Below are 6,451 nucleotides of genomic sequence, written 5' to 3'. Positions count from 1 at the left end.
GTAGCTCTTCCTCACCCCCTCCATCTCAAGCGTGTAGGTGGCTGAGAACCCCATCTCGCCCACTCTAACGTCGTGAACCACGATCCTATCGAAGCACTTCAGCAAGGGGGCTCGCGCCTCCCGTCGTGCAGCCACCTTTTACGTTTGACGCTAATTAAAAAACGAGGGAGCCTACAACATGTGCACTGCCAGGCAATTCTTCCAGGTTCCGCACTAAGCGCTCAAGCCATCGTACACAGAACGGCGTGACTCTTGACCCTCCCTTCAGGAACGCGAGGAAGCTATCACTACGCAACTATTTCTAGCGGGCAGCACTGGGGATCTCGAGATTGCGAGCTAGCGCCAGGGGGTGGCCTCGCAGCCAAGTTCTCAGTTGCGAAGCGGCCTCCGGCACTACAGCCAATACCGCACCGAAAGACGCTCCGTAGTCTCGATCCCAGTACACGTAACATTCTCCGCAACCGTAGTAAACCCGAATCCTTCCCCCCTTCCCCCGCTGCGGGTATCGTACACCGAGACCTCCGCACAACGGGCATCGCTCACCCTCAACCCTCGTTTTCCGAAGGTATGCGCCCTCATACTTAGCCATAACTTCGATACGGCGCGCAATTCGTAGGGTTGCACCCTGCGAGGTCGTCTCACCCGAGGGTTCGAAGCCCGATGCATCCACAGCGATGACCGCTCTACCCTTAACCTCCCTTACCATTACTCTCAGCTGGTGAACGAGACGCCGCTCCCAGTAGACAACCTTCCTTTCGTAACCCCTCTCGATCTTCCTCGCCAGGCTTCTCGCTCTCACCGTAGTCAACCCGAGCCTTAGCCTTTCCCGAAGCCGCTCCGGCAGAAGCCTGAGAACTCTTTCCCGCTTCTCAGAGTCTGGCTTCTCCGCGTAGCTCCGCAGCGCCTCTATTAACGCTTGAGGCTTCCCCGGCGGACGCCAGCGCGCAAGGTAAATCATTTTCGCCCCCTCATCGCTAACATCGAAGGCTACCACTGCCACACCGGTGCGGTTGTTCACGCTTACCCCCACAACCCTGATTGGAATGGGTAGGTGCACGTCCTTAAAATCGTCGCACTCTTCACGTACAACCACCCACCATGGAGGCGGGCTTCGACGCGCAAACAACTTCAGCTCCCCATCCGCTGTGATAAGAAGCTTGAACAGCGGTGGAGGGCTCAGAGAGAGCTCCTCCTTTAGAGCCTCGCACAACCCCTTTCGCAGGGGAATGGTCATTACACTGCCGATCTTCAGAAGGCAACTGTCCAGATCGACAATGCAGTCGGCATCAACGTCACCGTACACCCGACCACCGTATTTGAACTTGACGGGCATCTGAATCGGAGGGAGATCCTTGCTTGACGTACTCCTCCCCATCCTCTTCCTACTACCCGCCACATCTTGACTACCGTTATGGGCGCTCGCCGTGCGGATCGACACTTCCACTGTCAGCTTTGAATCGCCGGAACGTGCCATCCTGATTAGCTCGGTGTAGAGAGAGGAGAGCTTAGACCGTGTTTCAGCGTTGACTTCGATCTGAAGCATCCTAGAGCCTTCGCCCCCATCCTGTATACTCTTCGGCGACTGTGAGAACCCTTCCTGCGCAGGCACGTCAGTCCCCCGCCCTCCAGTAGGGGCCGCCCGGGGTCTCGATGCCATTGGGACGCCTATCCGCTTCCTCACGGAATCCCTCTAGCTTGCGTAAGGGATACGTGGGCCCCAATCGAGTCGGAGTTAACGCATGGAAGAGAGGCAGAGCGATTGAGGAGCAGGTGCTTCGTCGGTTTAACGAATGCTGGGTCAACGCGAGCTTCAAGTTTCTTGTACGCACTGGCAGGCATCCCGGGTCTGCGTACATCCAGGGAGCATCGCTAATAGCGGCCAGAATTCTCGCGGCCTTGCCAAACCCCTTCAATGTGCTCATTGTCAAGCCACTAGCTGCGCGGAAGGGTTTGCAGCGTAACTCTTTCATTTAGAGAAGTTGTTGAATCTGGGTTATTTATTTTTTCCTTTGTACGATGATAGTAGAATTTCAGCTTCGCACCTGGAGAGATTAGATTGGTTTTAGCGATCCCATGTTCTTAATGCTTCGCTGATAGTGCTCGTTAGACAAGAGTTAACGGAGAATACTGTGTTGCGAAAAACCTACGGGACTCCGGCGAGAGGAGTTCATTTCAGCTTACCCCGATTACCGATGCGTGAGAGTGCCAACCTCAGCCCATCACTAGGGCTATATCGTTGTTTTCTCGATCACAAACTAGCGTAGAGTACCTGCATATCGTTACGCAGCGACGATAACTTTCGCCAACAGCTACTCGGGGTTAAAGTCCACAAATAACCACAGCGCCGTGAAACTTCATCTAAAACCCGGCGCCAGCATCGGCAGCTCAGCAATTGTCAGGTGGGAGAAGACTACACGGGATGGGAACCGTCGCTGGCATTAAATACTCCTATTGTCAGTTATTTAATCCGTGCAGGCTGAAGGCTTGGAGCAGATATTAAGCCAGCTCCCCCTTATTCTCTCGTTCGTTGCGCTCATCGTTGCAGTAGGAGCTTTGAGACGTGCTTCGCGAGCCGCGAGGATTCACGCTCTCGAGAGGAGAGTGGAGGAGCTGGAGCGCAGGCTAGGAATGCTAGATCGCGATGTGCAGTACCAGTCGCGGCAGATCGCGGAGGTATGGAAGCAGATAAGAGCTGTGAACGACAAAGTTTTCGAACAGAAGGCAAGGCTCGACACGTTTCACAAAGTCATGATGCACGCCCTCGAGAGCGTGCAAAGGAGGCTGAGCGCATTCCCCGTGCTCGAGGTGAAACGCATCCTCACCATGCTCCCGAGGAATTTAAGCCCGCGCCAGGCCGTTATCATCGATGGGTCAAACGTCGCCCGCCTCAGCCCCGGTTCAACTCCCTCTGTCAGGAACCTCCAGCTGGCTGTGGAGTGGGCAAGGGAACAGGGCCTCCACCCCGTCATAATCATTGAAAGGGGTGTTTTCAAGCGGCTCGACGATAGGAACGCAGCGAGGCAGTTGAAGAGGAGCGGCATCCTCTACACCGTTGGGGTTGAAGCCGACGAAGTGATTCTGGAGCTCGCGGAGCAGCTCGACGCCTACATCCTGAGCAACGACACGTACGCCGAGTACCGGAACCGGTACCCGAAAGTCGACGAGAGGCGATACGCTTTCGCGATCATCGAGGGCAAGCTGCACGTTCTCAAGCCTGTCAAACCCCAATGAGCATTTGACTACCGAGAGTAGGGGTTCGCGTCAGGTAGTCTTAGCGAGCACGGGCACCCGCGAGCATCGTCTATAGCCGACAGGCTGAGGCCTACACGGCTACTGCGGGTTCAAGGGAACAGCGCTAAGCGTGTCCAGCTACGCTGTTCCGTTTAGCGCAAGCAAACGGGTTCCCGGAAGCCTGGTCAAGCCCCAACCTGACGTTGTAAGCGCTCTGTTCGAATAATCCGTTGACGTTTTTAAAATCAGCTTGGTTAGGGGGCCTGTGCAGCCCGTTATAGTCGTGCACGGTGGCGCGGGTAGAGTGCGCGATGACGTGGAAGCGCGGCTTCGGGTTCTTCGCGAGGCTGCCGCTAGGGGTTTCGAGGTTCTGAGGAGTGGGGGCTCGGCTCTCGACGCTGTTGTTGAGGCCGTTGTTGCGATGGAGGACTCCGGTCTCCTAAACGCGGGTCTCGGCAGCGCACTCACCTTCGATGGGGTGGCGGAGCTGGATGCCGGCATCATGACGGGTGAAGGGCTCATAGGTGCTGTGGCAGCTGTCAGGCGCGTAAAGAACCCGGTTCTCCTGGCGCGGAAGGTGGCTGAGCTCACCGACCACGTTCTCCTCGTCGGCGAGGGGGCGGAGAGGCTTGCCGAACTGCTGGGGTTGACGGTGCCCGAGGAGCAGCTGGTTACGCAGGCCAAGCTGAAGAGGCTCGAGGAGCTGAAGGCGAGGTGGGCGAGGGGCGAGGACTTCAACTGGCTTGTGAAGCTGAGGAAGCTGGTTGAGCAGCACCCCGGCTACTTCGGTACGGTGGGCGCGGCCGCCCTCGATGGTGGAGGGGGTGTTGCAGCCGCGACTTCAACGGGCGGCTACTGGCTGAAGCTGAGGGGTAGGGTGGGGGACACCCCGATACCCGGGGCTGGCTTCTACGCTTTGAAGGGTGCTGGGGCTTGCTCGGCGACAGGCATCGGTGAGGCGATCATCCGCTTCATGCTGTGCAGGAGAGTTTGTGACTACATGGCGACCGGTGTCGACGCTCAAGCAGCCTCGGACAGAGCCATCGCCGAGATGAGCAGTAGCCTGGGCAGAGGGCTGGCGGGCGTCATCGCGGTTGATGCTGCGGGCCGCGTCGGTTTCGCCTTCAACACGGAGGCGATGCTAGTGGGCTACGCCCGCGAGGGTAGGGTCGAAGCGAGGCTCCTCCGAAGTCTGTAGATTCCAGTGTCAATGCTTATAAACCGGCTCATCGATCCGCGGGTTGTGGCTGGGCGATTCGAGAGCAAGCTGCTGGTCGTCCTGATGGTGGGTTGGGGGGTTGGAGCGCTCTACGCAGGCCTCGTTAGCGGAACCCTCCCTCTGATAAGGTCCGAGCTGGGCCTCAACCCGGAGGAAGCCGGTCGAGTGCTCAGCGCCTGGCTACTCGGGATGCTGCTGGGAGCCTTCCTGCTCGGCTACGTTGCTGACCGCTACGGCCGGCGCTTCTCCATACTGGCGTCGAGCGCCCTAATGGGAGTCTTCACGCCGCTAAGCGCTGCAGCGAGGAGCTGGCTCGACCTCGCGCTGTTTAGGGTTCTAGCGGGCGCGGGGAACGCGGGCTACATGGTGACGGCCAGCGTCCTGATGAGCGAGTACGCCCCGACCCGCGTGAGGGGGAGGAGCGTTGCAATCCTCGAGAGCGCCTGGGCCTTCGGCTGGCTGGCGGCGCTCCTGCTCTCCCGCCTCCTCGCCCCGGCGCACGGCTGGAGGAGCGTCTTCGCCGCCTCAAGCTTCGGCCTGGCCCTGCTACCGGCCCTCTACCTACTGGTTCCAGAGTCCCTCCGCTACCTCCTTTCAAAGGGGAGGGAGCGGGATGCGGAGCTGCTGGCCAGGAGGCTGGGCGTTGCAGCACCAGCGGTGGAACCGGTGAAGCGCGCAAGCGTTGGCGACCTTCTGAGGAAGCCCTACGCGAGGAGGACGGTGATGCTGTGGGTCCACTGGTTCATGATCGTCCTGACCTACTGGGGCATCTTCCTCTGGCTGACGGACGTGCTCTACGCAAGAGGTTTACCCTTCGTCAGGAGCCTCGACTACTCGATTGCAATCACGCTCGCGCAGATCCCTGGCTATCTGTCGACGGCGTACCTCATCGAGGTGGTGGGGAGGAAGTGGGTGCTTGTAGGCTACATGCTGGGGGCTGGAGCAGCCAGCTTGGGCATGTGGGCGGCTAGCAGCGAGGCTGAGGTGCTGCTCTGGGGGATCCTCGTATCCTTCTTCAACCTGGGTGCCTGGGGGGTGACCTATGCCTACACCCCCGAGCTCTACCCCACGAGGCTGCGCGGCACGGGCAGCGGCTGGGCTAACGCCTTCGGCAGGATCGGCGGGATCGTCGGCCCCTACCTGGCTGGAGCCCTTATGCTGGCCTACCGCGACCCCCTCGCCCCATTCATCATGTTCGCGGTTGGCCACCTCGTTTCAGCAGCCACCGTGGCACTCCTAGGTGTTGAAACGAGGGGGAAGTCTCTCGAGGAGTTAGCCGGGTAAATCGAGGGTCTCCGACATCTCCCATATCCTCTCGAAGTACCTTGCGGCGGCCTCAGCGATCTCCCTGTCGGAGACGAGGACTCCGCTCAAGCTGCCGTGTAAGCTGAGCAGCCCGAAGTGGAAGAGCACCTTCTCCCTGTCCACTATCAGCAGGTCGAGCGGCAGTAGGACGCGGGCCTTCCTCCACTCGCCGACGCCTGGTTTCGGGACCCCCTCCTCTAGCACGCCCTTGACGACCTTCCCGGGGAGGATCGGGTTGAGCTCCTCGACGAGCCTGGGGTCCGATATCAGAGCTAGGATCTCCTCCGACTCTGAGGCGATGCTACGGGCAACCCGTCTCAGAGCTTCGAAGCTGCGCAGGACGTACAGCCCCATCAAGGCTGTACCAGCGCCCTCCCGCTCCAGCGACTTCAAGGCGCCCAAAGCCTCCTGAAGCACCGCGTCGAAATCTCGCTTGAGCTTAGCTAGCACCTCCTCCGGTTTCACGGGAGCGTAGATGAGCGGAGACTTGGAGACCACCATGACCCAGCCCTTCCGCTCAAGCCTCCGCATCACCTCGTAAGTCTTCGTGTAGGGGATGTTCGCGGCGCTGCTAACCTCAGCAGGCGTGAGCTGCCCCATCGTGAGCAAGGCTACGTAGGCTCTGGCCTCGTAGTCCGACAGCCCGAGCCTTCGAAGTACGTCTAAGGTTTTTTCCGCATTCACCGTACACCGTTA

5 protein-coding genes are annotated in these 6,451 nt (G+C 59.4%); 3 read left to right on the top strand and 2 right to left on the bottom strand.

What is annotated here, in order from left to right:
- Positions 1 to 301 precede the first annotated feature (301 nt).
- Positions 302 to 1,609 (bottom strand): hypothetical protein, encoded by a 1,308-nt coding sequence (locus tag QXF46_03930; protein MEM0226000.1) that lies wholly within the window; start codon positions 1,607 to 1,609, stop codon positions 302 to 304.
- 860 nt (positions 1,610 to 2,469) lie between these two features.
- Between QXF46_03930 and QXF46_03925 the strand changes: the two genes are divergently transcribed.
- The 3 genes from QXF46_03925 (at position 2,470) to QXF46_03915 (ending at position 5,734) form a co-directional block, all read left to right on the top strand.
- Positions 2,470 to 3,231 carry a hypothetical protein gene (locus QXF46_03925; GenBank protein MEM0225999.1) on the top strand — a complete coding sequence of 254 codons (762 nt, stop codon included), beginning with the start codon at positions 2,470 to 2,472 and terminating at the stop codon, positions 3,229 to 3,231.
- Between the two features lie 265 nt (positions 3,232 to 3,496).
- Positions 3,497 to 4,429, top strand: coding sequence for an isoaspartyl peptidase/L-asparaginase (locus QXF46_03920; GenBank protein ID MEM0225998.1), 933 nt, complete (start codon positions 3,497 to 3,499; stop codon positions 4,427 to 4,429).
- 45 nt (positions 4,430 to 4,474) lie between these two features.
- A complete protein-coding gene (locus tag QXF46_03915) occupies positions 4,475 to 5,734 on the top strand; it encodes an MFS transporter (protein MEM0225997.1) in 1,260 nt (419 codons plus the stop codon).
- Here QXF46_03915 and QXF46_03910 read toward each other — a convergent pair.
- The gene (locus QXF46_03910) at positions 5,723 to 6,439 is read right to left on the bottom strand and encodes a helix-turn-helix domain-containing protein (protein MEM0225996.1); all 717 of its coding nucleotides are present in this window, start codon (positions 6,437 to 6,439) and stop codon (positions 5,723 to 5,725) included. The two genes, QXF46_03915 and QXF46_03910, sit on opposite strands and share 12 nt — an antisense overlap.
- Positions 6,440 to 6,451: the final 12 nt, after the last annotated feature.

This window comes from Thermofilaceae archaeon, assembly GCA_038731975.1.
In the GTDB taxonomy this organism is placed as follows: domain Archaea; phylum Thermoproteota; class Thermoprotei; order Thermofilales; family Thermofilaceae; genus JANXEW01.
Note: the sequence above shows the minus strand (reverse complement) of the source record. Positions and strands in the feature narration are given on the sequence as shown.